The sequence below is a fragment of the Thiogranum longum genome, from assembly GCF_004339085.1.
Lineage (GTDB): Bacteria > Pseudomonadota > Gammaproteobacteria > DSM-19610 > DSM-19610 > Thiogranum > Thiogranum longum.
Window position 1 is genome coordinate 1,225,681 of sequence record NZ_SMFX01000001.1, and the last position, 25,671, is coordinate 1,251,351.

The 25,671-nt window shown below is 56.8% G+C and carries 23 protein-coding genes; 10 read left to right on the forward strand and 13 right to left on the reverse strand.

The window, feature by feature from the left end:
* The first annotated feature begins 1 nt into the window (after position 1).
* The 9 genes from DFR30_RS06205 (at position 2) to DFR30_RS06245 (ending at position 8,776) form a co-directional block, all read left to right on the forward strand.
* Positions 2–445 carry a MerR family transcriptional regulator gene (locus DFR30_RS06205; protein WP_132971833.1) on the forward strand — a complete coding sequence of 148 codons (444 nt, stop codon included), beginning with the start codon at positions 2–4 and terminating at the stop codon, positions 443–445.
* Positions 446–493: 48 nt separating this feature from the next.
* Positions 494–721 (forward strand): thioredoxin family protein, encoded by a 228-nt coding sequence (locus DFR30_RS06210; RefSeq protein ID WP_132971834.1) that lies wholly within the window; start codon positions 494–496, stop codon positions 719–721.
* 66 nt (positions 722–787) lie between these two features.
* Positions 788–3,265 carry a heavy metal translocating P-type ATPase gene (locus DFR30_RS06215; RefSeq protein ID WP_132971835.1) on the forward strand — a complete coding sequence of 826 codons (2,478 nt, stop codon included), beginning with the start codon at positions 788–790 and terminating at the stop codon, positions 3,263–3,265.
* 14 nt (positions 3,266–3,279) lie between these two features.
* Positions 3,280–3,609: a P-II family nitrogen regulator gene (locus DFR30_RS06220; RefSeq protein ID WP_132971836.1), complete on the forward strand. Its 330-nt coding sequence runs from the start codon at positions 3,280–3,282 to the stop codon at positions 3,607–3,609.
* A 19-nt stretch (positions 3,610–3,628) separates the two neighbouring features.
* On the forward strand, positions 3,629–4,942 hold the full coding sequence (locus DFR30_RS06225) for an SAM-dependent methyltransferase (protein WP_207891827.1): 1,314 nt from the start codon (positions 3,629–3,631) through the stop codon (positions 4,940–4,942).
* Between the two features lie 41 nt (positions 4,943–4,983).
* Entirely contained in the window at positions 4,984–5,259 is a 276-nt protein-coding gene (locus tag DFR30_RS06230; RefSeq protein WP_132971837.1) for a DUF5676 family membrane protein, read from the forward strand.
* A 99-nt stretch (positions 5,260–5,358) separates the two neighbouring features.
* The gene (gene tal / locus DFR30_RS06235; protein WP_132971838.1) at positions 5,359–6,489 is read left to right on the forward strand and encodes a transaldolase; all 1,131 of its coding nucleotides are present in this window, start codon (positions 5,359–5,361) and stop codon (positions 6,487–6,489) included.
* A gap of 116 nt (positions 6,490–6,605) precedes the next feature.
* The gene (gene zwf, locus DFR30_RS06240) at positions 6,606–8,168 is read left to right on the forward strand and encodes a glucose-6-phosphate dehydrogenase (protein ID WP_132971839.1); all 1,563 of its coding nucleotides are present in this window, start codon (positions 6,606–6,608) and stop codon (positions 8,166–8,168) included.
* Between the two features lie 143 nt (positions 8,169–8,311).
* The gene (locus DFR30_RS06245) at positions 8,312–8,776 is read left to right on the forward strand and encodes a DUF2231 domain-containing protein (protein ID WP_132971840.1); all 465 of its coding nucleotides are present in this window, start codon (positions 8,312–8,314) and stop codon (positions 8,774–8,776) included.
* Here DFR30_RS06245 and DFR30_RS06250 read toward each other — a convergent pair.
* The 11 genes from DFR30_RS06250 to DFR30_RS06310 form a co-directional block, all read right to left on the reverse strand.
* Entirely contained in the window at positions 8,767–11,169 is a 2,403-nt protein-coding gene (locus DFR30_RS06250; protein WP_132971841.1) for a glycoside hydrolase family 15 protein, read from the reverse strand. The two genes, DFR30_RS06245 and DFR30_RS06250, sit on opposite strands and share 10 nt — an antisense overlap.
* A 72-nt stretch (positions 11,170–11,241) precedes the next feature.
* Complete coding sequence (locus DFR30_RS06255; RefSeq protein ID WP_132971842.1) at positions 11,242–12,594, reverse strand: dihydrolipoyl dehydrogenase family protein; 1,353 nt, start codon at positions 12,592–12,594, stop codon at positions 11,242–11,244.
* 217 nt (positions 12,595–12,811) lie between these two features.
* Positions 12,812–14,197: an NADH-quinone oxidoreductase subunit N gene (locus DFR30_RS06260; protein WP_132971843.1), complete on the reverse strand. Its 1,386-nt coding sequence runs from the start codon at positions 14,195–14,197 to the stop codon at positions 12,812–12,814.
* Positions 14,197–15,666, reverse strand: coding sequence for a complex I subunit 4 family protein (locus DFR30_RS06265; RefSeq protein ID WP_132971844.1), 1,470 nt, complete (start codon positions 15,664–15,666; stop codon positions 14,197–14,199). The genes DFR30_RS06260 and DFR30_RS06265 overlap by 1 nt, the downstream gene beginning before the upstream one ends.
* 15 nt (positions 15,667–15,681) lie before the next feature.
* A complete protein-coding gene (locus DFR30_RS06270) occupies positions 15,682–17,499 on the reverse strand; it encodes an NADH-quinone oxidoreductase subunit 5 family protein (RefSeq protein WP_132971845.1) in 1,818 nt (605 codons plus the stop codon).
* Positions 17,496–17,807, reverse strand: coding sequence for an NADH-quinone oxidoreductase subunit NuoK (gene nuoK, locus DFR30_RS06275; protein ID WP_132971846.1), 312 nt, complete (start codon positions 17,805–17,807; stop codon positions 17,496–17,498). Before nuoK ends, DFR30_RS06270 begins: the two co-directional genes overlap by 4 nt.
* Positions 17,797–18,366: an NADH-quinone oxidoreductase subunit J family protein gene (locus DFR30_RS06280; protein ID WP_132971847.1), complete on the reverse strand. Its 570-nt coding sequence runs from the start codon at positions 18,364–18,366 to the stop codon at positions 17,797–17,799. The genes nuoK and DFR30_RS06280 overlap by 11 nt, the downstream gene beginning before the upstream one ends.
* Positions 18,366–19,262, reverse strand: a complete 897-nt coding sequence (locus tag DFR30_RS06285) for a complex I subunit 1/NuoH family protein (RefSeq protein ID WP_132971848.1) — start codon at positions 19,260–19,262, stop codon at positions 18,366–18,368. Before DFR30_RS06285 ends, DFR30_RS06280 begins: the two co-directional genes overlap by 1 nt.
* Positions 19,259–21,202, reverse strand: a complete 1,944-nt coding sequence (locus DFR30_RS14655) for a heavy metal-binding domain-containing protein (protein ID WP_207891828.1) — start codon at positions 21,200–21,202, stop codon at positions 19,259–19,261. The genes DFR30_RS06285 and DFR30_RS14655 overlap by 4 nt, the downstream gene beginning before the upstream one ends.
* On the reverse strand, positions 21,203–21,565 hold the full coding sequence (locus DFR30_RS06305; RefSeq protein ID WP_132971849.1) for an NADH-quinone oxidoreductase subunit A: 363 nt from the start codon (positions 21,563–21,565) through the stop codon (positions 21,203–21,205). It lies immediately after the preceding gene.
* A 47-nt stretch (positions 21,566–21,612) separates the two neighbouring features.
* The gene (locus tag DFR30_RS06310) at positions 21,613–22,797 is read right to left on the reverse strand and encodes an NAD(P)/FAD-dependent oxidoreductase (protein ID WP_132971850.1); all 1,185 of its coding nucleotides are present in this window, start codon (positions 22,795–22,797) and stop codon (positions 21,613–21,615) included.
* Positions 22,798–23,014: 217 nt separating this feature from the next.
* On the opposite strand from DFR30_RS06310, the gene DFR30_RS06315 reads away from it, so the two are divergent.
* The gene (locus DFR30_RS06315) at positions 23,015–23,512 is read left to right on the forward strand and encodes a YHS domain-containing protein (protein ID WP_132971851.1); all 498 of its coding nucleotides are present in this window, start codon (positions 23,015–23,017) and stop codon (positions 23,510–23,512) included.
* On the opposite strand, the gene DFR30_RS06320 is transcribed toward DFR30_RS06315, so the two are convergent.
* Entirely contained in the window at positions 23,509–24,894 is a 1,386-nt protein-coding gene (locus tag DFR30_RS06320; protein WP_132971852.1) for a heavy metal sensor histidine kinase, read from the reverse strand. The genes DFR30_RS06315 and DFR30_RS06320 overlap by 4 nt on opposite strands.
* Positions 24,895–24,904: 10 nt before the next feature.
* Entirely contained in the window at positions 24,905–25,588 is a 684-nt protein-coding gene (locus DFR30_RS06325; RefSeq protein WP_132971853.1) for a heavy metal response regulator transcription factor, read from the reverse strand.
* Between the last annotated feature and the right edge of the window lie 83 nt (positions 25,589–25,671).

Sequence of the window (25,671 nt, forward strand, 5' to 3'; positions counted from 1 at the left end):
TATGTACACACTGACTGTAACGGACCTGGCAAATCGCAGCGGCGCTACGCCTCATGCGGTGCGTTACTACACCCGTATGGGCCTGCTGCGACCGAAGCGAAACCCGGATAACGGTTACCGCCTGTATCAATATCGTGAAGTGGGCTGGCTACGCTTTATTCGGCAGGCAAAGCGCCTGGGCTATACACTGAATGAGATTCGGGAAATCATGCATGACTCCGACCAGGGGAAATCACCCTGCCCACGCGTGCGTGAAATATTGAACCAGCGTATCGATGAAAATCGCCGGCAGCTGGAGGAACTCATGGCATTACAGACCCGAATGGAACAGGCGCTCGATCAGTGGGAAAACATGCCTGATGGCATCCCGGACGGTAATTCTGTCTGTCACCTGATCGAATCGTTTGCCGGAAATGAAAATGAGTCGCCCGGAAACAAACATTGAGTTGTACCTGACCTGAATGATCAATTGACCTCAACACAGGAGATAAAAATGGACGTAATGATAATCGCATCCAGAGACTGCACCCATTACAGGAACCTGGCGCGTGAACTGGACGACCTTGGTGTGGACTACAAGGTGTTTTATGTCGAGGACGAGCCGGAACTGGTGGAGAAATACAAGATCCGGCATTCACCGAACCTGGTCGTGGATGGTGAAGTCAGGTTTCGTGAGTTGCCAACCGAACATGAATTAAGGGAGTGCCTGAAGCCCGGTTAGCCGTATCGGGCCTGGCTATTTCAATATGATGGGATGTTTTTCCGGAAAATAAAAAAAGGAATCACCATGTCAGAGCATGCAAACAAGTCAACAAGTAGCGGAAATCCACAGACTGATCCTGTCTGTGGCATGACAGTTACAGAAGAAACAGAGCACCGGTATATCCACGAGGGCAAGGTGTACCTGTTTTGCAGTGACTCGTGCCGTGTGAAGTTTACGGCCAGGCCGGAGATGTACCTGCACCCGGAAAAGCCGGCGAATGATGAAGAAAACCAGCCCGGTGGCTACTGTGTAGATAACAGCTGTGATATCGATACATCACTTTACACCTGTCCCATGCACCCGGAGGTACAGCAGACCGGCCCCGGCTCCTGTCCAAAATGCGGCATGGCGCTGGAGCCGTTGACAGTACCGGTGATGGCTACAAAAACCGAGTACACCTGTCCCATGCACCCGGAAATTATCCAGGACCACCCCGGCAGTTGCCCGAAGTGCGGTATGGCGCTGGAGCCAAGAAGCGTGGAGGTTGAAGAAGACACCAGCGAGCTGGACTATATGACCCGGCGCTTCCGGGTGAGTACGTTACTGGCCATCCCGGTATTCTTTAGCGCCATGGCGGCGGAGTTCTGGCCAGATACAGTGGCGGAAATCGTCAGTCCACATACCCGACAGTGGCTTGAGCTGATACTGGCGACACCGGTGGTATTGTGGGGCGGCTGGCCATTTTTCGTGCGCTGCTGGCAGTCTATCATCAACCGCAGCCTCAACATGTTCACCCTGATTGGCATCGGTGTTGGGGTGGCCTGGATCTATAGTGTGGCCGGAACAGTATTCCCGGGCATATTCCCGCCATCGGTGTTCAATGAATCCGGCGTGGTGCCGGTCTACTTCGAGGCGGCTGCTGTGATTACCGCCCTGGTGCTGCTGGGCCAGGTCATGGAATTACGCGCCCGTAGCCAGACCAATACCGCCATCAAAATGTTGCTGGGCCTGGCGCCGAAAACAGCACGTATTGTTCGCGCAGATGGCTCTGAAGAAGATATCCCGATGGAGCAGGTAAAAGTGGGTGACATTCTGAGAGTGCGTCCCGGTGAAAAGATTCCCGTCGATGGCACGGTGCAGGATGGTCTGAGTAACGTGGACGAATCCATGGTTACCGGTGAACCTCTCCCGGTCGAGAAAGCACCGGGCGACAAGCTGATCGGTGCAACAGTCAATGGTACCGGCAGCTTGTTGATGCGTGCCGAGAAGGTAGGTTCAGATACGTTGCTTGCACAGATCGTCAAGATGGTGGCTGAAGCGCAGCGTTCCCGTGCACCCATCCAGAAACTCGCCGATATCGTTGCCGCGTACTTTGTGCCGGCGGTGGTACTGATTTCTATTCTCACCTTTTTTGTCTGGTGGAACTGGGGTCCGGAACCGGCGCTGGCCAATGCTGTGATCAATGCGGTTGCCGTGTTGATCATTGCCTGTCCGTGCGCACTGGGACTGGCTACACCCATGTCAATTATGGTGGGTACCGGCAAGGGCGCGATGATGGGTGTATTGATCAAAAACGCCGAGGCGCTGGAAGTCATGCGCAAGGTGGACACCCTGGTGGTCGACAAGACCGGTACGCTGACCGAGGGTAAGCCACAACTGGTGTCGGTTGTTGCGGTCGATGGTTACAAGGAGCACGACATTCTGCGCCTGAGCGCCAGTCTTGAGCGCGCCAGCGAGCATCCCCTGGCAGAAGCGATTGTGCGTGGTGCTGAAGAAAAAGAAGGTGTCTCTCTCTCTTCGACCGAGGATTTCGAATCCTTCACCGGTAAGGGGGTTGTCGGGAAGGTGGATGGCCAAACTGTGGCACTGGGGAACCTGAAATTGCTGGAAAGCCTGTCCATCGACCCGGGTGAGTTGCCGCAACTGGCTGAAAAAGGCCGGACAGAAGGTCAGACGGTCATGCTGGTTGCAATAGAAGGTAAAGCCGCCGGGTTGATTGGCGTAGCGGACCCGATCAAGGCATCTACACCGGAAGCCATTGAGGACCTTCACAAGGAGGGTCTCAGCATTGTGATGCTGACCGGTGACAGCCGAACCACCGCACAGGCCGTTGCCGGCAAGTTGAATATTGACCAGGTAGAGGCTGAGGTATTGCCGGATCAGAAAGCAGCCATTGTGAAGAAACTCCAGGATGAAGGTCGCATCGTCGCCATGGCCGGTGACGGTATCAATGATGCTCCCGCACTGGCCCAGGCACATGTCGGTATCGCCATGGGTACCGGTACGGATGTGGCAATGGAAAGTGCCGGCGTCACCCTGGTAAAAGGTGACCTGCGCGGTATCGTTCGGGCGCGTCGCCTGAGCCGTATGGTGATGCGCAATATCAAGCAGAACCTGTTCTTTGCCTTTGTCTATAACTCGCTCGGTGTCCCGATTGCTGCCGGCGTACTCTACCCGGTATTCGGCATCCTGCTGTCACCCATGATTGCAGCGGTTGCAATGAGTTTCAGCTCGGTATCAGTCATCAGCAATGCCTTGCGCCTGCGTAATGCACGCATCTGATAAAGGAGAAATTTATGGACTTTCGAAAAGTAACGGCTATCTTCCGACCTGAGCGCCTCGAGGCGGTGGAAGAAAAACTGCGCAGCATGGGTGTACCTGGTGTCAGTGTCACCAAGGTCAAGGGCTACGGTGAATATGCCAATTTCTATGAACCGGACTGGATGTGTGAGCATGTTCGTATCGAGGTGTTTATCGGGAAAGGCAAGGCAGAAGAGATTGCCGAAGCCATCGTAGAGGCCGCTCACACGGGTCTGGACGGTGATGGGATCGTTGCTGTTTTGCCCGTTGAGTCTGTTTATCATATTCGCCGAAAAGAGAAGTGTAACCACGAAGTATGTGAATAACCTTGATGGAGGTGACAGCATGCTGCTCTCAGGAAGAAAATTCGATTCATTACAGGATCCCAGCCCGGGTACCAGGCAGTGCGACAGTCGCGGGTTGATTGGCGCAGATATCGTTTCAACAGTGCTCAGGGATTACCAGGGTGAAATAGCTGTCAGACTCTGGGATAACACGCTTGTGCAAGGGAAGTCCGGTGCGCCCTGTACTATAGTTTTCAGGGAGCCTGGAGCATTACGTGAGTTGATACTTCATCGCAATCTTTTACGTCTTGTCGACGCCTACCTGGCTGGTGCAATTGATGTGGAAGGTGACATTGTATCCCTGTTTGAGCTTGAGGACAGCCTGAAAAAGCTGGACCTGTCCCTGCTTACACGCTTGCACCTGGTGCGACAGGTACTACGTCTGCCAGGGCTAAGGCGCTGCATAGGGTCTACACGACTCCGGCGGGCAAAACTGACGGCGCACCGGAACAGCCGATCCAGTATTGCCCACCATTACGATGTCGGCAATGATTTCTATGCGTTATGGCTTGACCCTGAGATGGTGTATTCCTGTGCCTACTATCGCAGTAACAGTCAGCCGCTGGCCGAGGCGCAGCGGGATAAACTGGATTATCTATGCAGAAAACTGCGCCTGAAACCGGGCCAGACACTACTGGATATTGGCTGTGGCTGGGGTGCCCTGGCACTGTGGGCTGCCCGCCACTACGGGGTAAAGGTGCACGGTATCACGCTCAGCGAGGCCCAGCTTGAACTGGCACAGACGAGAGTGCATGACAGTGGTCTGGAAGGGCAGGTGCATATTGAATTACTGGATTACCGCAAACTTCCGGATGACAGGCAATATGACCGCGTCGTAAGTGTGGGCATGTTTGAACATGTAGGGATAAAAAATTTACCGACTTATTTCAGTACCGTGCGACGGGTACTTAAACCCGACGGCCTGTTTCTGAATCACGGCATCACCAGCGAGACTGGCTGGAAGCGTACGCCGATGACCCGCTTCATGAACCGTTATATTTTTCCTGATGGCGAACTGGCACGTATCAGTGATGTGACTGACGCTATGGAGCAGGCCGGTTTTGAACCGCTTGACGTTGAATGTCTGCGGCGACATTACGCGCTTACATTACGCCACTGGGTTGACAGGCTTGAGGGAAAGCGTGACGAGGCAATCGCCTGCTCAAGTGAGGTAACGTACCGTTTGTGGCGCCTGTATATGGCGGGTTGTGCCTGGTATTTTGACGAAGGAAGCATCAGCCTGCACCAGGTGCTGGCCGGCCACCGGCATCAGCCGCAACCTGTACCGCTGCGACGTGATGACCTGTACAACTGAACCTGTATTCATACACCCGGACCGGGTGCAGGAGATGAGGCATGAAAAACAGAATCTCGATATATGCAGTTGGTAACGCTACCAGTCTGTTTCTGGCGATTACGTTTGTATTGTGTGTTGGTTTTGATTTGCTTTTTCCGGGATACGCGATGTATACAGTCTGGCAGGATCTCCTTCCAGGCTTTGAGTGGCTGAGTGTAAAAAGCTTCTTTATCGGGCTGGTGGAAGCCTGGGCATATGGCTGGTATTTCGCATTGATCTGGGTGCCGATCTATAACGTGACGGCCTCGCGTAAGCGTAGCCCTGACATAACATAGACAGGAACTTTTTGCCTGTATACCACTCGAATCAGTCGCCTGCCAGCGGTCGTTGCAGGTGGTATTGATACATTCGCCATATATGCCAAAGGAGAGAGAATGAACCCGGTAAGGCAACTGGAAGAAGCTGGCCAGTCAGTATGGCTGGACTATATTCGCCGCAGTCTGCTGGCTAATGGTGGACTCAAACGGCTGATCGAGGACGATGGTGTAAAGGGAATGACGTCTAATCCCGCTATTTTCGAGAAAGCCATTGCCGGAAGTGATGATTACATCGAGGTGATACGGGAACTGGCAGAACAGGAGGGCAGTGATGCCGAGTCTGTTTACAAGCGAATCGCTGTTGATGATATCCGGTCCGCCGCCGATATCCTGCATCCGGTCTATCGCGCCAGTACGGGCAGAGACGGGTATGTGAGTCTTGAGGTTTCACCACGGTTGGCCCATGACACGGCGGGTACGATTCAGGCGGCGCGCTATTTGTGGCGTACGGTTGACCGTGAGAACCTGATGATAAAGGTTCCGGCTACCGAAGCGGGTATGCCTGCCGTAGAGACCCTGCTTGAGGAAGGGATCAACGTCAATGTCACGCTGCTTTTTTCGCGCAAGGTTCATGCGCGGGTGGTTGAAGCCTACCTGCGCGGTCTGGAGCGTCTGGACAAGGCCGGTGGTGATTTATCCAGGGTAGCCAGTGTGGCCAGCCTGTTTGTCAGTCGGGTAGACAGTGCAGTAGACCGGCTGCTGGATGAGAAGCTCGAAACCGCTACATCCGGGGAAGTTACAGCACGTTTGCAGGCGCTCAAGGGAAAGACGGCCGTCGGCAATGCCAAACTTGCCTACCAGCAATACAGGGCCCTGTTCAGTGGCGAGCGCTGGGAAGCCCTTGTCGCACGAGGCGCTCGCAGTCAGCGCCTGTTGTGGGCCAGTACCGGCACAAAGAACCCGGCCTATAGTGATGTACTCTATATTGAGTCCCTGATTGGACCGGAAACCGTCAATACGGTACCACCGGCTACACTGGATGCATTTCGTGACCATGGCTCGGTACGGGCGCAGCTGGAAGAGCACCTGGAGCAGGCAAAAGCAGACCTGGCGACACTGGAAGAGGAAGGTATCTCACTGGATGACGTTACCGATGCGCTGTTGACGGAAGGTCTGTACAAATTTGTCCTTGCCTACGAAAAATTACTCGATGCAGTGGCGCATGCACTGCAAGATGCCCGCGCATAAAATGCGGTTTCACGGGCAATCAAAGTACTGAACCGTCGGTCATAAAGCGAGTGGTGCGCGGCGGATTTTGCGGTCACCAGGAAAATAAAAAATAATGCCATCGAGAGTAATGCATCATGCCAGACACTGAAATACAGACCGATACACTTCCGGCGCCATCCTGCATTATGGTGATATTCGGCGCAGCCGGAGATCTGGCCAAGCGTAAACTGTTTCCTGCGCTTTATTATTTATCCCTGGCAAACCAGCTGCCGGAAAAATTTGCCATCCTGGGCGTCAGTCGCGAAGACTTCAGCAGCGAAACGTACCGTGAGCTGATGAATCGCGAAAGTCGCGCGCACCTCGATGGCGACTATTCACAGGATGTCTGGAACCGACTGGTCAAGTGTTGTCACTACTTGCAAGGTGATTTCCGGGATCCGGCGGCTTACCAGGCGCTGGCGAAGAAGCTGTGTGAGCTGGACGATCAGTGCAAAACGCCAGGCAATTACCTGTTTTACATGGCAACGCCACCGACCTTCTTTGGCGATATTGCCGGGCATATTGCCGGTGCAGGCCTGGCTGCCGAGCAAGACGGTCACTGGCGCCGCCTGGTCATCGAAAAACCCTTTGGTCGTGACCTGCAATCCGCGCGTGTACTGAATCGCAGGCTGCTGGAGGTATTTGATGAGCGCCAGCTGTACCGGATTGATCATTATCTCGGCAAGGAGACTGTACAGAACTTCCTTACGTTCCGTTTTGCCAACGGGGTTATCGAACCCATCTGGAACCGTCGTTATATCGATCATGTGCAAATCACCGTTGCTGAACCGCTGGGCGTTGAAAATCGCGCCAGTTATTACGAAGGCGCCGGCGCGCTGCGGGACATGATCCCCAATCATTTGCTGGCCGTGCTTTCCATTATTGCTATGGAACCCCCCATATCCTTCGATGCCGATGAAATCCGCAATGAGCAGGCCAAGGTGTTGCGTGCTATTCAGCCGCTGACACCAGAAGAGGTGCTGACCCATACCGTACGCGGCCAATACGATACCGGTGTCATGCCCGACGGCAAGCGTGTGCCGGCCTATCGCCAGGAACCGGGTGTTGCGCCGGATTCCGAGACCGAAACCTTTGTTGCGTTGAGTCTTATGATCGACAGCTGGCGCTGGGCCGGTGTGCCGTTCTATCTGCGTACGGGCAAGCGCCTGCCCGGTCGTTTCACCGAGGTCATGATCCAGTACAGGCATGCGCCGAATGCCGCGTTCAAACGTTCTGTTCTGAAAGACAGACAGGTTGAGCCCAATGTCATGGTATTGCGCATACAACCCAGTGAAGGGATCAGCCTGGGAATTAATGCCAAGGTACCTGGCCAGGCACTCCGGTTGAGTCCGGTGGAAATGGATTTCAGCTACGATGATTACTTTGGACATGAGCCCAGTACCGGCTATGAGACACTGATTTATGATTGCATGCAGGGCGATCCCACCTTGTTCAAGCGCGCGGATATTATCGAAACCTCCTGGCAGCTGATGGAGCCGATACTCGATGTATGGAGCGCGTTGCCGCCGCGCGATTTCCCGAACTATGCCGCCGGAGAATGGGGGCCATCCGCAGCCGATGAGTTACTGCAGCGCGAAGGGCGTTCGTGGCGCGTCTGTTCGGCAGGCGATTGCGGGCGTAAAACGGCCGGTCGTTAATTTTAACAGCTGATCATTGTCCCTATGCGCTGATATCGCCGGTCAGCGACAGTTGTCATTTTTACCGGCCAGGCGTTGATCGGCTTCGCTGCGGTAATGAGCCAGTTTTCGATGATACTATTCAGACGCAAGGAGATTACTTAATGATAGATATTGCACATATACATCCCATGCTGGTTCATTTCCCGATCGTTTTGTTCCTGGCAGCGATTGCGATTGATTTTTTTGTACTGGTAAGAAAAGGTGATCTTGCATCGAGAGATTGCCTTCCCACGGCTGGTCTGAGTGCACTGGTACTGGCCGCCCTGGCGGCGATAGTGGCTGCAACCTTTGGTGATATCGCACTGGATAAAGCCGTAGACCTCGGCTTTGACAAGGCGCCACTGGAACAGCATGAGGAGCTTGGCCTTACAACACTGTGGATATTGATTGGCCTTGCAGTATGGCAAGTGTTTTCACGCTGGCGTGGTATGCGGTTGGCTGCGACCACAGGCTGGGTGTTCTTCGCCATTTCCCTGGTGGGAACCGGGACCCTTCTGACGGCGGCCTATTTTGGTGGTGAACTGGTGTATAACCTTGGGGTTAATGTGGCGCCTGTTCACCCGTGAAGCGCGCGGCTGACAATGTTGATCCGGTGATTGCCCTGTAGTGCGCCATCGACCTCGTCGGTTTCGATGGTAAAGTGTATTGATTCACCGGTAGCGAGCCCCTCAACCGGCAAGGTGGTTCTGTGCATGCCAAGACCGGCCTGTGTTGTGTGCAACGTCCCGGTCGTGCCTGTGTTACCGATCTGAAAGCGAATCGTGGCGGGCTGTGGCAGACACAAGCACAGCGACTCACCGAGTAGCATGGATTCAACAGGTGCCCCGGGTGACCAAACCGCAAGATCGACTTTCGGGCGCCGGCCAGCATAGCGGCGCCATACCGTATCGATCCTGTCTACCGGATGACCGGCTGCGCGGGAATATGCCAGCTTGATAAATTCTGCATGAGCCCACACAAGCGGCATGGCTGACCCTGTCGCACGACCGGGGTACAGCCGGTGTTTGGGAACAGGTTCACTGTCCCAGACCTGTTCCGGCAGCATCCCGCCAAGTCCTGTCATCGCAGCCATGGCGCCCAGGTATGGCAAGGGGTCGTTACCGGCCAGCAACTCGTAGTGGCCGCGTTCTCCGGTAAGCAACGGCCAGGGGCGACCGTGACCGGTGCCATCAAATGCAGACCCATCACGGTGTTCACCGTAACCGTCGCCATTGTAGCGATACCAGGCCGGACCGTTCGGTGTCTCCACCCTGAGCAGGGCATCGATAACCCGGACACTGTCAGTGACTAACGGATCGTCTGCACGCCGCAGCCCGAAACGTACCAGTTGCAGGAAGTCTGTGCTGATCTGTTCTGCTGCGGACAGCCCGGGATCCTGTAACCGGTTCTTGATCGGTAACTGCTCACTTAGCGCTTCTTCATCCATAATGACTTTCGGCGGGGCAGTGCGAATGTAATAGCCGTTAACGCCGTGTTGTCGCGCCAGCGCAGTGTTGTATACAGCGGTCCAGGACTCGATCCGGCTGTTCCAGAAGTCAGCAATGGCCAACGCCGTTTCCCTGTCCGGATCGTCCAGAAAGTCCGCGCCGCTGACCAGTGCGGCGATACAGATCGCCAGGGTGAAGGTATTGACGCCGGCATTTTCCTCCCAGCGATCCTGGTCGGTGGCAGGGCCATTATGTGCAATAAACATCAGCGCGCGGCAGACCATGTCACCGACCTCGATGCCGTCCAGGGCACCGCGCGCGGCCAGTTCTGCCGCCAGCAACACCGGGAAGGCGATCTCATCGAGTTGGGTGCCTTGCCAGAAAGGTTTCCCTCCCAGCCACTGGTTCTGGTACCAGTGGCCGTCTTCAAGCTGGGTGGCAATGAGATAGCGCAGGATTTCACGCGCCTTGTCATCGGCGCCCAGTACCAACAGTGCACCCGCACTCTCCACCAGGTCACGCGGCCAGACCAGGTGGTAACCGCCACGCTTGTTACGCGTTTCGCCCCAGGGAATACTGAGGCTGGCGATCATGGCGCCGGTAAAGATCTGGTCCTGATGAGTGCGCAGCACCATTGCCGAGATTTTCAGTTCATCGTGCAGGGCATTGGGCAGGCCCAGGTCGAGTGCACAACGCAGGCCGCAGTCTGAATGCCAGTTACGCCAATCATCTATTTGCTGCTGCCATGGGCTGCCAAAATCTCTTGGCAGGGCGGAAAGAGCGACTGTGGCAGCGGATTCGCGACTGCTGGCAAAACCGAGCGCCAGAACTGAGTGACGGGGCAGACCACCGGTCAACGCAACATTGCCGGGACCGGCCTGTTGGTAACGCCAACGCATGGAGCCGTTGCGATTGAAGTCCTGCCAGCCATCGCTGCTACCCACAAAACCGGCGCTGGCTTCCTGGATAGCGTCATGCTGATGTGCGTCCACAGCGGCCAGTGCCAGGCCAAACGGCCCCTGTTCGGCCCACAGTACACGGCGTCCACGGTAGTGTGCCGTTGCTGCATGATTATCGTAACCGGTTCCGCCCAGTCGCGGCGCCAGCAGTACAAAGGGACGCAGTGCTTTATCACCCTGCAGACGGCATTCGATCAGCAGCACATCACGCTGTGCGTCGGGTGAGATACGCAGTGTCAGCGTAAAACGCGAGTGCCGGTGTTCCAGCGTGTAGGCAGGGATGCCCGGTTCGGGCTGGCTTATGGTGTACGCATTCAGACGTTTGACCTCCACCCAGAAACCGGCGCCATCGGCGACGATGAAGCCGAGGTCACGGATCTGCGGCAGGTCGACGCGTGGATAGTAGACTTCATTGATGATGCCGCGGCCGAGGGTAAACCACAGGCGTGACGGGCCAAGCGAACAACCCACGGCGTTCTTGCGTCCGCCGCTCCAGGTGGGCGGTATACCGGGTTTGCCGGGAGCGTGGTCAGCGACTTCAGTTAGCCCAGCGGTGAGTGATTGCTCGTCCATACAGTCCCATAGTGCCGTTTTTCCCTGTAACTTACGCCCGAGGGCAGCCTCGATGCATTCCGGTGTGGGTGCTCATGGCAACATCGATTCGAGGTCAGATGCGCTGGTTGGATAGGTAAAGGTGGCGTAAGCGAGATCCGTAGCCTTGAGGCCGGTGCGCATGGCAAGCCCGAACAGGTTGATGATTTCGACGGCACCGGGACCGACTACGTGGGCGCCTAACACGCGCTCGCTCCCATCCTCGACCAGCACCTTGAATGCATAGCACGATTCGTTTATGCGTCGTGCACTGTACCAGCCCGGAACAGTCTCGTGCTTTACGCGATACCTGAGTCCGTGTGCTTTCGCCTCTGCTTCCAGCAGACCGACCCGTGCGAGCACCGGTTCCGTGAACACCGCGGTCGGTATGCCTGTGTAGTCGACTGTGGCGTGATTCCCTTCCAGCAGATTGGCGGCAGCAGCGCCGGCTTCCAGTGCAGCAACAGGCGTAAGCGGCAATGGCGGGGCGCCGGCATCGCCGACGACATAAACCGCCGGATTGGACGTGCTCTGAAAAAAGTCGTTGCGCAAAATACGCAGCCCCTCGTGAGCGATATTCGCAGCTTCGAGGTCGAGATCGCTAACCGCCGGCACACGTCCCCCGCTGTGGATGACATTGACCGCTTCAAAAACAGCCTTACCATCCGGGCTGGCGGCGCGAACGGTGTAACCGTCGCTGGTTTGTTCAACTGCCCTGACTTCGTGATTGCACAGCACTCTGATCCCCAGCGCCTGAGTTCGTTCGACGAGTGCAGCGACAAGGTCCGGATCAAACTGCTTGAGTGGATGTGGGCCGCGGTTGAGGATAACGACATCGGCGCCCGCGCGCGCGGCCACATGCGCGAATTCGAAGCCGATAAAGCCGCCGCCGACAAATACCAGCCGCTGTGGCAGCGTCTCGAGTTCAAGGAAGGCGTCACTCAACATCAGGTGCCCGGCACCATCGACGGGTAGTGGCGCCGGTTCCGCACCGGCTGCAATGACGATATGCTTTGCATCCAGGGTCTCGGCGCCGATCTGAACCTGCCGGATGCCTGTAAAGCAGGCTTTGCCGTGAAAGGTCGAGATACCCTGTTCCTGCAACATCTGCTCGCGCCGCGCGGGCACCGGGTCGGTGAACGAGCGCTTGAAGCGTTGCAATGCCGCCCAGTCGATGCTCGCTTTCCCCTGAATGACATTCACATCCGCCATGCGGGCTATACCGTCCATGACTTCGGCAGCTGCAACCAGCATTTTCTTCGGGTCGCAGCCGCGCAGTGCACAGGTGCCGCCATAGGGACGATGGTCGACAACGGCGACGGACCAGCCGGCCTTACGGCAGTGTGTCGCGCTCACAGTAGCCGCGGTGCCGCTGCCAATAACGACAAGATCGAATTGTTGTGCCATGGTGCCCTCCCGCCAGGTGTTCCTGGCTCAGGTTTCCGTGTGTTGCGTTACTTCAATGCCGGCACACTACCTGCACTGAAGAACGGTTTACATTTAACCGGTAAGAATAGAGGCTGTACCGGCGTACGGTGTCAAGGGTCAGCACGGCGGTGTGGAAACGGGGACAACTGACAGGAACCCGACGTGCAAGCCATACTGTTCCTGTCACCATGAGCCGTCAGACAAGCTGTCCGAGCAGACTCTGTGCCGCCAGCCCGATGCCCAATGTAAAGATGAAAGCAATGATCCACACCAGTCTTATCAATGGCATTATCGGTTCAGCGGCTGGTACAGGAGGTGGCTCCGTTGCATCGCCGCCTTGCTGATACATCGGCACCACAACGCGCAGGTAGACCGCCAGTGACAACACACTGTTGAGAATTGCCACTACCGCCAGCCAGGTGAACCCCGCGTCGATCGAGGCACCGAACAACATAAATTTGCCGACGAAACCTGCCAGCGGCGGGATGCCGGCCAGGGAAAGCAGAAACACCACCATCGCCACGCTCATGGCCACTTTTTTGCGCCCGATGTCAGAGAACGTATCGAGCGTTCGGCCGGTGCACATAACCACAGTAAAAGCACCCAGATTCATGGCGGCGTAGGCGGCGGCAAAAACAACGAGGGATTCGAACGCAAGCGTGCTGGTTCCAACAGCGACAATGCCGAGCAGAAAATAACCGGCCTGTGCAATGGAGGAGTAGGCCAGCAGTCGCACAACATTGTTCTGCACCAGCGCAGCCAGATAGCCGTAGGTCATGGTCAGTACGGAAACCACGGCAATGACCAGGGGCCAACCTGTGTTCAGGGGTAAATCGCGTACCACTTGCGCGATAGCAAAGATAGCGCCTATCTTGGGAACCACTGACAGATAAGCGGCGATCGACACGGGTGCACCTTCATACGCATCCGGCGCCCAGAAATGAAACGGTACCAGTGAAGCCTTGTAACCCAGTCCGACGATGACGCCAATCAGGCCAACCGCGGCGATCACCGGTTTTGTATCAAGGCGGGCCAGATCACTGAGCAGTGTCGAACCGGTACCGCCAAACCAGTAGCTGAGGCCAAAGATCATGATGGCGCCGGTGACCGAAGCAAACACGAAAAACTTCATTGAGGCTTCAGTAGCGATAGCGTTACGCAGCCAGGCGACCAGCACAAAGGACGCCAGGCCGGAGAGCAATATACCCAGCACCAGCAGCATGGTGTCACCGGCACTGGCCAGTACCAGTGAACCCAGCGTGACCAGGCTGACCAGTACATAGACGGTACCTTCGCGATCACTGCCCGCGAGTTCTGCGCGTACCAGCAGAACGGATAACGCTGTCGCAGGTAACAGGATGAGCTTGGCCCAGACACTCAAGGTATCAATGCGATAGGTGCCACTGAACACGCTGGTGTCTGTGCCCAGCAGTGGCAGGGTCAGGCCGGTGGCGAGCAGCAGGCCGATCAGTGTGACGGCCAGTGCAACACGGGGCAGGCGCAGCATCTCGGCCACCAGCGCGAAGACGATGGTCAGCAGGAGCGTGATCTCGGGGATCAGCAGGGCAAGATCGTCTGCCATCAGAACTGCAACGCGGCCGTCGTCTTGTGAATGACATCCAGCACCCAGGCCGGTGCAATGCCTACCGCCACGATCAGGATCAACAGTGGGCAGATGGCGAGTACTTCGCGGGTATTCAGGTCACCCATGCCGGCCCACTGTTCGCGCGGTTCGCCAAGGAAGACCTTGCCAATCGCTCTCAGGTACAGGCCGGCGGTAATGACGATACCGAGAATAACGATCACGGCAGCAGGTTCGACCCGCAGTGTCGCCAGGAAGATCTGGAACTCGGCGGGAAAGTGCGCCAGCCCCGGCAGGCCCAGCGAGGCGAAGGCAGCCAGCACAAAGGACCAGCCGAGTACCGGTACGATTTTAAGCAGGCCGCCGAACCGGTCCATCTCGCGCGTGTGGGCGCGGTCCTGCAACATACCGACCAGCATGAACAGGGCGCCGGTGACCAGCCCGTGACTGACCATCTGCAATACCGAACCGTCCATGGCCACGGCGCGCACTGCAGGATCGACAGCCAGTGCGGCGATGGCAACACCAACGATGATATAGCCCATATGATTGACCGAGGTATAGGCCACCAGGCGTTTGAGGTCAGTTTGTGCCAGCGCGGCAAAGGCGCCGTAGATGGCACTGATGACACCGAACACCAGGATGACAATACCTGCCTCCCGAAACGCATCCGGTGTCATCTGCAGGGCAAAACGTATCAGGCCGTAGGTGCCGAATTTCAACATCACCCCGGCGAGGATGACACTGCCGGCGGCAGGCGCCTGAACGTGCGCAGCCGGCAGCCAGGTATGGAACGGAAACACCGGCGTCTTGACCGCGAACGTGAACAGCATGGCCACCAGTGCCAGCATGGCCGCGCTGCCGCTTAACGGTGGACTATCGATCCAGACGCGCATATCAAAGGTATGCGGGTCGCTGCCCAGGTACAGCCCGAGGATGGCGAGTAATAGCGGCAGGCTGCCCAGCAGGGTATAGATGAAGAACATCAGCGCGGCACGCTGGCGGTCTTCGTGACCCCAGCCGGCAATCATGAAGTACATCGATACCAGTGACACTTCAAAGAACACATAGAACAGGATCGCATCCAGTGCCGTGAAGGCACCGATCGAGGCAGTTTCCAGCAGCAACATCAACACGACATAGGCGTGTGGCCGTTCCTTCACTTTGGCTGAATAAATAAAGCTCAGGAAGAACAGCAGCGCACTCAGCAGCACCAGTGGCAGACTGATGCCGTCCACGCCCACGCGGTAGGCCGCGCCGATGGCCGGCATCCACTCAAACTGTTCGAGCTGGGCAAAACCGCTTGCGTTGACGCCGCGCGACCACATCCACAGAGCCCCCACGAGTGTTAGCCCGCTGGTACTGATGCCGATGGTATGCACGACCGGCGCCGGCGCCTTGCGCAAGGCCATAACGAGCAGCGCGCCGAGAAGCGGCAGGAACAGGGTGATGGACACAATGGGAAGCACGCGTGCGTCTCCTTATCAATAAACCAGTAAAGTCACCAGCAGGGTGACGAGAATCAGTGCCGTGCCGACCACGGTGATGGCCATTTCGCGATGGATCAGGCCGCTCTGCAGGGTACGGGCGCGCTGGCCGAGTGCGACCGTGCCGCGCACCAGTGAAAAGATCAGGCCGTCGATGCCCTGGTCGTCACTGCGGCGTATGGTACGGCCCATGGCGAGGCCTGACCGGCCCACGGCAAGTACCGTGTTATACAGGCCGCGTTCCAGTTGTTCGCAGCTGCGTGCCATGGCGAGGGCGGGGCGCACCATCCAGGTATCGAAACCGCCGGCAATGGCAAAGCCCTGTTGCGCCCAGGGCAGCAGCGGTCCCAGCAGACGTCGCCCGGCGATGAACCAGCCCAGCGTCAGACCACTCAGTGCAGCGCCCAGTCCAAGGATCCGGGCAAGGGTGTTTTCGGACAATGCAGTGTGCAGCAGGGTCTCAATGGACGGGAAGGCGGCGCCGAGAATGACGGCCAGCGTAACCAGTCCCGCCAGTCCGGCGCCCATCCAGCCAAGCCCTGCGATATTGCGATGCTGACGATCGCCACGCCACAGGATGCGTAACGCGCGGGCCATGTAGGCACCGGTCAGCAGGGTCCCGGCCAGCGCGAACGAGGCCAGCAGCCAGGCGTTGGGTGAAGACAGCGCAGCGGCAATGATGGCGTCCTTGGAAAAGAAACCGCTCAGCGGCGGGATGCCGGCCAGCGCCAGTGCCGCCAGTGCAAAACCGGAAAATACCAGCGGCCGGTCACGACCGGCGCCTTTCAGCTCAGTCAGCATGGTGCTTTCACGACTATGCTGGAACACACCGGCACCGAGGAACAGGGAACTCTTGATCGCGGCGTGCGCGATCAGGTGCAACAGTGCTGCCAACGGCACACCGGCACCTACTGCGACCAGCATCAAGCCGTACTGACTTGAGGTCGACGCAGCGAGCAGGCGCTTGAGGTCACGCTCGCCCAGCGCGATCATCCCGGTCACAACGGTGGTAATGCCGCCGATGATAGCCGCCACCAGCAGCGTTTCCGCGGGCAGCATCGGTGCCGTGCGGATCAGCAGAATAGCGCCGGCCGCGACCAGGGTGGCTGAGTGCAGCAGTGCCGACACCGGTGTGGGTCCGGCCATGGCGCGTTGCAGCCAGTCGTGCAGCGGGGTTTGCGCTGACTTGCCCATGGCGGCGACCAGCAATAAAAGCCCGGCCACGACTGCGGTGTTACCCCCGGTGTTCAGCGTAACGGCGATATCGCTGCTGCCGGCATGGGCAATGAGGATGAACACCGCGATATACAGTCCAAGGTCAGCGCTGCGGGTAGTCAGGAAGGCACGGGTGGCGGCGGACCGGACGCCCGGTCGCCGGTACCAGAAACCGATCAACAGATAACTGCTCAGGCCGATGAGTTCCCACGCTGCGAGCAGCAGGATCCAGTCACCGGCGAGTACCAGCGTCTGCATGGCCGAGACAAACAGCAGCATGGTGGCAAAGAAACGGATCTTTTCGTTGTCCTGTTTCATGTAGCCGGCGGCGTAGACCAGCACCAGGCTGCTGACGACAGCAACCAGTGTGGAAAGCAGCGCGGTCAGGGGTGTGGCGACCAGGCGTAGTGGCATGTCCGGCAGGCCGGGCAGGATCAGCTCGCTACTCATGCCGTTAAAGGCATTGGACAGTAATCCGATGCTGGCGAGCAGACCGACCGCAGCGCCCAGTAACGCCAGCGCAGCGGGTAAACGCCGCAGTAACAGGATCAACACCATCATGGACAGTGGCGCCAGGATGGCGATAGCAATCAGGTTCATCCTTTCAACTCCGCGGCTTCTTCCATTTCCACCGAACCTTTGGCGCGGAAGCGCGCTATGGCAATGCCGAAGCCCACCGCCATCTCGATCGCCATCACCGTCATAATGATCAGTACAAACATCTGCCCGGCCGGGTTATCCGGGTGAAGGTAACGCCAGAACGCCACCAGGTTGACCATGGCCGCGGCAAGCATCAGTTCTATACCCATCATGATCATCACCAGGTTGGTCTGTGACAGGGCGCCGTAGACGCCGACCCCGAACAATGCCGCGCCGGTCATCAGGGCGAGAAGGAGTTCAATGCTCATCGTTTGCCGGTCTCTTTGATGCCTTACCCTTACCGTCATTCCGGCGTATGCCGGAATCCAGGGGTTTGTTTATGGACACCGCCGTGGCTGCAATCATCGCAGTGAGGATGGTGATACCGGCGGTTTCAAAAATCAGCATCGATCGTCCCAGCAGCTCAAGGCCGAGATCGACCGTCTGTTGCGCAGCGCCCGGTGCAGCGTTGGCCACCGGTCCCCAGTCCACAAACACAGCGACGGCTACAGCAGCGAGAAAGGAAACGATACCGGTGCCCAGTGACAGGCGTTTCTGGTGGGTCATCTCCATCTCGCCGAGACCTCCGGGATCCATCATGAACATCACCATAAAAATGGCCATGATGCTCATCTCCGTGGCCATCATCATGATCTGCAATACGCCGAGAAACTCTGCCTGCATAGTCAGGAACAGGGCGCCAAGCGCGGTCTGTGAGAACAGCAGCGCCAGCGCAGAGCGCACCATCGAAAACGTGCGGAACACAACAACCCCGAACCACACCGCGGCGAGCCCGAAGAAACCGATAAAGAACATTTGCGCCGTCATTATGGAAACACCAGTACGAGGACACCGACGAGGAAGATATTCAGCAGCGCCAGCGGGATGCCCAGCTTCCAGCACCAGGCCAGCAGGTGTGCTTCGCGGATGCGCGGCATCATGCGTCCGGCCAGCAGCATGGTGGCGGTCACTGCCAGTATCTTGATGGCACTCCAGGCCCAGGGCGGTAGCCACGGACCCTGCCATCCACCGAGGTAGAAAATCACCGTGGCTGCCGCCAGGGTAATAATCAACGCCAGGCGTCCAAGCCGGAACACCGCCAGTCGGACGCCGGTATATTCGGCTTCCACGCCACCGGCCAGTTCACCTTTCGCCGTTGGCAGGTCAAACGGTGGCAGAAACGCCAGTGCCATGGCCGCGATGAAAAACAGCACAAAGCCCAGTGGTTGATAGAGGACATTCCACAACTGCGCCTGTGAGATCACGATTTGTGTGGTAAATAATGACTCGGCACGCATCGCAACCGCAGTAATCGGCATCACAATGAGCATGGAATAGGCAATAAGCTGGCCGAGAAAACGCCAGCCACCGACCATGGCATAGGCGCCGTCCGGCCCCCAGCCGGCCATCAGCAGGGCCACCAGTACATAGACCAGCGCGGCGTTGATGAACAGTGCGCCGGTGGCAAGGTCGGTGATGATCAGGTTCGGTGTCAGCGGTACGACGGCAGCCGCGAGTACTGCCGAGAGCAACAGCAGCACCGGGGCGACCTCGAAGAAAATCCGGTCGGGTTTGCGCGTCAGGATAGATTCCCGCCCCAGCAGGGCGATGCCGGCAAGTACCGGCGCGGCCAGTCGAAAACGTCCGCACGTTGTCCAGTTTTCCAGGACAGCGACCAGGTAGGCGCCGAATGCCAGTAACAGCAGCAGGAGCACGGTCGTCATTGCCGCACCTCCCAGGGAGACAGGTCGAGGGAACCGACGGCGACCAGCGCATCACCCAGTTCCTGTTGTTCGGTCAGCGGGGCAATGAGGGTGAGGTGGTGCGTGGATGGGGTCTCCAGTTGTGCCGCAGTGACCTGCCCCGTCTCCAGTGTCAGCTGCAGGCGGGCCGGGCCGCGGGGTGTTTCTACGCTGGCTTCACTGCTCCCGGATGCTTCACCGGGAAGAGGGGGTGTCGGTACCGCGATGGCGCCAGCGGATTCAATGAGCATCAGGCTGTGAGTGATTTCATCAAGGCGGACGTGCAGGCGGGCCAGGGCATCGCCTTCTTTACGCCTGGCTGGTGTGAACCCCAAGGTGATAAAGGTCTTATCCGTATTGCGTGCATCGTCACTGATTCCAGAGGCGCGCGCCACGGGACCGCGCAGTGCCGTATCCTGCGCCAGCCGGCCGATACCGGCTATTCGGGATTTCAGTAAAGGCGTTCGTTGCAGGCGTTTCATCAGGGACTGTATGGCTGGTCTCAGCGCCGCGACCTGTTTCATGTCGGCATGCCGGAAATCCAGTTGCAGTACTGCTGCGCGTTGCACCAGCCAGTCGAAACCGGTTTGTTGCCCAAACAGCGCCAGCCAGCCCAGGTGGCTCACGATACGTTCCCGTTCCAGCGCGCCGGCACGCGCCTGTGCCGTTTCGGCAGGCACCTTTTCGCCAGCGGCCTTTTCCAGTGCCTGGCAGGCAAGGAGCCGGTAGGCAACGGGTGCCAGTGGGTCCAGGTCGGCCATTCTTTCGATGAAGTGCGTGGCGTCCATCGGTGAGTGGCAGAGCAGTTCCCGGTTTCCGTTCAACGCGAGTGCTTCGGACCCGGCGACAGTATCTCCGTCGAGTGTCAGTGTCAGCAGTAATCCGCCGGGCAGGCCCGGGAAAAAAGGCCCGAAGGGGGCATCAATCCATTCCATCTGCAGGCCATCACCACTGCGTGGCAGGTCTTTGGTAACGTCGATCATGGACATGAAGCCCATGTCATCGTGATCCATGGCGCTATGGTTCATGTGTTGATGATCGTGCGCCGGTTCAGCCGTTATCTCGCGGGGTTCCAGGTCCATCCCGCACTTGGGACAGGAACCGGGTTCACTCTGTACGACTTCCGGGTGCATGGGACAGGTGTATTCGACTGCCGCATCGTGATCCATATGTGAATGATCGTGCGCCGGTTCAGCCTGTATCTCGCGGGGTTCCAGGTCCATCCCGCACTTGGGACAGGAGCCGGGTTCACTCTGTACGACTTCCGGGTGCATGGGGCAGGTATATTCGACCGCTGCGTCGTGATCCATGTGGTGATAGTCATGAGCTGGTGTCACCTGCGTATCCGCACTGGCATCAGCCTGTGCTTGATCCGCATGCGTATGCCCAACGCCGGCCTGGACTTCGCGTGGCACCAGGAACATGCCGCACTTCGGGCAGGACCCCGGTTCGTCCCGGACGACTTCCGGATGCATCGGGCAGGTATATTCGATACGGACTTGCAGTACCGGCGCGTCGAAGTCCGATACGTCCGGGCGGAAGGCGCTTTCGGAAAATACATGGCGCAGTTGACGCACACCTTCGAGCAAATTCTGCTGGGAAAGCCCCGTTGCAACGTCAGCGCCTGGTAAAGGCGACAGGTCTTCTGTACCCAGTACGAACAACGCCCGCGGGCGGACCATCTGGGCATAAACTACGGCTGCGGCTTCCCGCAACGCCGGGGGAATAGGGCCGACCACCAGCAGCACACTGGCGTGGCGCGGGCTGGCGACCCGCTGCAGTCCGGCCGCTTCAATGTCCAGGCCGTGGGCGCGGGCAATGTCGGGACCGGGAATGAGGAATACGTTGAGATCACGGGCCATCGCGCCAGCAACCAGCCGCCGTAATCCGGACAGTTTTCCCTGTCGGGCGCCGGTAATCATTTATTGTCTCCGCAGCGCACCCTGACTCCAGCCGTAGAGTAATCCCAGAAACAGAATGGCCAGAAAGACGCCCATGTCGAGCAGGGCAACCAGTCCTTCCTGCTTGTATACCACTGCCCAGGGGTACATGTAGGCCATTTCCATATCGAAGGATAAAAACAGTAACGCGTAGCCATAGTAGCGGGCGTGGTAACGCACCCAGACCGGGTCGCGTGACAACTGGCCAGCGGTTGCGGGTACCTCCTTGCCCGGTTCCTTGCGCGCTTTGCCAAACGCGCTGGCAAGGGCATACAGACTGAGGACAAAGCCGATGGTGCCGACTGTCAGGCCCAGCAGTAATCCGTATTCTTCAAGGGTAGTCATTATTGTCTGTCCTCTTGTCAGTCAGTCCTGGCAGGCATGCTGACAGCCTACAGGTAACGCAAATAAAACAGGTACAGTCGCTCAAACAGGTTCTTGACGGTGATGAGTTTGCGCGAATGACGCGGAAAAATATTCCAGAATGGCGGCTTATCATCGTTGGCGGCATGCAGCCATATCGCATCGTTCTCCATGTTCAAAATGCAGGAAAGTTCGAAGCGATAGGTGTGTGTGGGTTCTTTGCCTTTTAACACAGCGCGCATATTTTTAGCCGCGGCTTGTGAGCGCAATTGCGCCATGTGAGCCTGGTGAGGCACCCAGGGCGGTGGATTTTCATGATTACTGCAATCACCGGCAGCGAAAACCTTGTCCAGGCCCTGTACACAGCCGAACCTGTCGACCGCGATATGACCGCCAACGGAGACCGGCAGACAGGATTGCTGTACCCAGTCTGGTGCTCTGATGCCGGGTGTAAACAGGATCAGGTCCGCTTTTCTGAAAGTGCCGTCTACGTCTCGCATACCGCCATCGATAAATTCCGCCGGCTCATAGCCGTAGTCGAGGATAATGTCGCGCTCGAGCAGCCGATCGGTGATGGCGCCGGTTTCCCCCGGCGCAATGTCCGGGGAAAAAAGATGAATTTCGAATTTGTCGCGCAGGCCCTTTTCTTTCAGGGCATAGTCAAACAGGCAGGCGCACTCGTACATCTGGCCACCGCGGCCGGCAACAAAGCCATCGAGTTTATTGAGCTTGAAGCCCACGTAGATAATACCTTCCTGTAGGGTGTTCAGCCGTTGCATGAAGGCATTCATGTCATCCGGCCCGCCGCAGGGTGAAAAGGTATGTATGCCTGTGCCGGGAATATCATCGACCCGGAACGCCGGACCTGTGCCTATGAACAGGGCATCGTTGGTGTAACGACCCTGTGTGGTCAGTACAGTTCTTCCACCATCCTGAACATCGACTACCTGGTCATCTATAAAATGTATGTTGCGACGCCACAGCCAGGGTCGGATATCAAGCGTGATGCCATCCTTCGTTTTTTTGCCGGTGATGAATTCAGGTATGGCCGGGAAATAGATGAACTGGCCATTGCCAATAACGGTAATGTCGTAGCGTGAATAAATCCGTCGCACAAAGAATGCAAAAACCGGGAAGACCGGTAGTGATAACAGGTAACCGATAAAAAACAGGGAGGCGAAACCATTGCCGATGATGACGATCTTTGTCTTCATGAAACCCGCTTGTTGGTTTTTGTTTGAGGTTCTGGTCAGACTGCTGTTGGCCAGCGTGGTTCCGCTAGTATAGCGCGCATGGTAAAGAATTAAATGATCTTTGTATCTATACTCGGGGTAGTGTTATTTGCCGTATTGACCTGTGTGTAGTGCACAGGTTCTATACTTGTGCATGTCGTGGCATTAACGATATGGACAATCAACAAGTGAGGAAATTATGAGTGTTGAATACACAAAAGTCAGGGATCCGGTCTGTGACATGATGGTGGATCCGCGTGAGTTGTCTATCGACTACCTGGGGATGCATTTTTCATTTTGCTCCGAGCAATGCAAACAGCGGTTTTTAGATAACCCTAATCTGTATATAGGTACAGCCGGGCATAAATCCCCCAGACAGGAAGGCCGGGTAGTGCTTAAGCGACGGCGCCTGAAACTGTCGGAGCCACTGTCAGCTGAAGCCAGAGAGGGATTGATTAAACAGCTCCAGTCGATGATGGGTATCAAGCGCGTCGATGTTGAAGGCGATATCGTCGATATTACTTACGACTTGCTCGAAGCAACAGAAGCGCAGATCGAGGAGACGATTGCGCAATCCGGTGCAGTCCTCGGACAGAGTCTGGCGAGACGTCTGAGTCGGGGGTTTGTAAAGTATCTTGAGGAAACAGAGATTGAAAACCTTGAGGTAAAGCCGCAACCTCACCATCATGGTCATTAGCCTGTGGGTAGTATGACCTGAAAACGGGTAATGCCTTCGGACGAAGTTACACTGACGCTGCCGCCATGCGCTTCAACGATGGATTTAACGATGGCCAATCCCAGTCCGGTACCACCCTCCTGCCGGGCCGGGTCGACACGATAGAACCGATCGAACAATTTGGGGAGGTGTTCGGGTGATATTGACGGGCCAGGGTTTTCTATTACGATATAGGCTTCGTTCATAGCTGTAGCACTGAGTTCTATCCGTACAGTAGCTCCCGGAGATGCGTGGCGTATCGCATTGGAAAGCAGGTTTCCCAATGCACGTTGCAGCATGAGTCTATCACCCGGTACCTTGGCAGTGCCTTCAAGTTTCAGTTTAACCCCATGCTCTTCGGCCCATGCCTCGTAAAACTCGAACAGAGTCTCCACTTCACTTGCCAGATCCACCTCAGCTGTTTTCATGTCGTCAGGGTCATTGTCTGCTTTTGCAAGGAAAAGCATGTCGTTGATCATCTGGGCCATGTGCTCGTATTCTTCGATATTCGAGAAGAGAATCTCCTTGTATTCCTCGATCGTACGTGGCTTCGAAAGGGCGACCTGGGTTTGGGTCATCATGTTGGTCACCGGCGTACGCAGATCATGCGCAATATCGGCAGAAAAATTGGAAAGGCGACGAAAATCTTCTTCCATGCGCTCAAGCATTTCATTGAACGAGACAGCAAGATCGGTCAGTTCACGCGGCACCGTTTCCGGCGACAGACGCGTATTCAGTTCATTCGCGGAGATGTGGCGTATTTGGGTAATTATTTGATGCAGTGGTGCGTGTCCGTAGCGAACCACGACCCAGCCCATGAGGCTGGTAATGGCGAAACCACTGGCGATCATGAGCCACAGAGTATGGCGAAAGCGTTTGAGAAACTGCAGGTGAAAGTCTATAGGCAGTGCTGCAACGATGGTGTAGACCTGATTACCTTGTGCGGTATTGTCACGCATCTTGCGAACCAGGATATGAAAGCGATGTTCGCCATCGGTCCATTCCTGTATGTTGGCATCTTTGGCTGTCTTTACTGCAATGCCTTCAAGCATCGACAGATCCGGCCCGGAACTGGAATAGTGTACTTTTCCGTTCTGGTCGGTTATGTAAAGTGATGCGTCGTGATGCCCGACCAGTAGATCACCAAATCGCTGTCTGAGGAGGGAAGGGTCATCATTTTCGGTGCTTGAAACTATTGCCTGGTGAACCGCCTGGGCCATGGTTTCGAGTTCTTTGGCATCTTCCATGGCGAAGTGGTGTTTGATCGAGCTTTCGATCAGCCAGCCAAACCCGGAGAACACGATAATGGCCACGACACCGAATAAAACGGTGAGTCGTAGCGTTAGTGAATGTGGGCGCCGCATTGTCCCTGATTCAGCTCGCGTCCTGAAGGTCAAGTATGTAGCCCATGCCGCGACGGGTATGGATCAACCTCGGTTCAAAATTCTCGTCTATCTTGGCGCGGAGTCGACGAATCGCGACATCAATGACGTTGGTGTCGCTGTCGAAGTTCATGTCCCAGACCTGTGATGCAATCAGGGAACGGGGTAGTACTTCGCCCTGCCGTCTGACCAGCAGTTCCAGCAGTGCAAATTCCTTGGCGGTGAGTTGTATATTCTGCCCTGCACGTGTTGCGCATCTTCGCAATAAATCGAGTTCGAGATCGGCAACGCTCAACCTCGTTTCATTTACCGGCGTTGCACCGCGCCGCAGCAGGGTTCGAACCCGTGCCAGCAGTTCGGAGAAGGCGAATGGTTTGACCAGATAGTCGTCGGCACCGAGTTCCAGTCCCTTGACGCGGTCATCAACACTGTCTCGTGCGGTAAGAAACAGTACCGGCACATTTCTGCCAGCCTCGCGAAGTGATTTGAGAATTTTCCAGCCATCGATGTCAGGCAGCATGACATCAAGGATCAGCAGGTCAAAATCTTCAGTCATGGCCTGATGATGGCCATCCAGCCCATTACGTGCGAGGTCAACGATAAATCCGGCCTCACTGAGGCCCTGGTGGAGGTAATCGCCAATTTTGCTTTCGTCTTCGACGATCAGGAGTTTCATCTGTAATCCGCGCAAATACCCGTTGTTATAAAAAGGTCTTCCAGATATTCCGGCCGTTGTGACGGAACATTGCCAATCTTTCT